General features: G+C 58.9%; 1 protein-coding gene and 1 pseudogene. Both read right to left on the bottom strand.

The annotated features are described in order from the left end of the window. Nucleotides 1-215 (bottom strand): annotated as a pseudogene (locus CKO36_RS19275) (RNA-guided endonuclease TnpB family protein); the annotation flags it as partial. Between the two features lie 233 nt (nt 216-448). Further along, nucleotides 449-808, bottom strand: a 360-nt coding sequence (locus tag CKO36_RS20635) for a MerR family DNA-binding transcriptional regulator (protein WP_420826361.1), incomplete at its 5' end; no start/stop codon positions are given.

Here is an 808-nt window from a genome sequence, read left to right as displayed (position 1 = left end):
GTTTCCTTCCAAGCATTGGCCGAGACCGGGAAGCGGCGGCCTTCCTTCAGCCAGCGATCGCGAATCTGGCGATCCGAAACGCCCACACCACCAACAGACCCAAATCGCTGCCACACCTCGGTGCGCAACGACCCAAGCCGTCGCGCTTGCTCGCGCAACGCGGCGACCTTGCCCTTGTTCGGGCGCTTGGCGCGCAAAATCCGCGTGACTTTCATTCGACGTTGTCCTGATGTTTGCCAAGTGCCTCGTTGAGCGTTTTGCGAACGTTTCGCAATCCATACAACCGCGACGAAAAACCATCCACGATGGTCATCAAGTCCTGCACCAGCTCCTGTTCGGGCGAAAGCCTTTCTTGATTCAGTACCAGGATTTCGCAGCCGTGTGTCTTGGCGTAATGCTCGAACCACTCGAACCCAACGCGCGTCAGCCGGTCTTTGTGGGCGAGAATTCAGGTGTTGATGCTCCGCTGCCCGATCTCATCCATCAGTGCCAAAAAACGCTGGCGCTTGAAGTTCAAGCCGCTTCCCACGTCTTCGACGAATTCGACGTTCGCTAAACCTCTCGCCACAACAAACGCTTCCAGCACCCGGCGCTGGTTAGCCAGGTCTGGCTTCTGTGCGGCCGATGAGACTCGGCAATAGGCCTCTATTCGCGCTGGACACTCGGGCGTCTGTCGCCATCCGATGAACGCTCGCCACTGGGCCTCGGTGTAAAGACGACGATTGCTGTCGGTACGCGCCACGGGAATGAGACGCCCCTCGCGCTCCCAACGCTGCAATGTCTTGACCGAAACACCCAGCCTCTTCGC

Origin of the sequence: Rhabdochromatium marinum (assembly GCF_016583795.1) — a bacterium.
GTDB classification, from domain to species: Bacteria; Pseudomonadota; Gammaproteobacteria; order Chromatiales; family Chromatiaceae; genus Rhabdochromatium; species Rhabdochromatium marinum.
The sequence above is the reverse complement of the archived record's forward strand: the minus strand, read 5'-3'. Positions and strand labels throughout refer to the sequence as shown.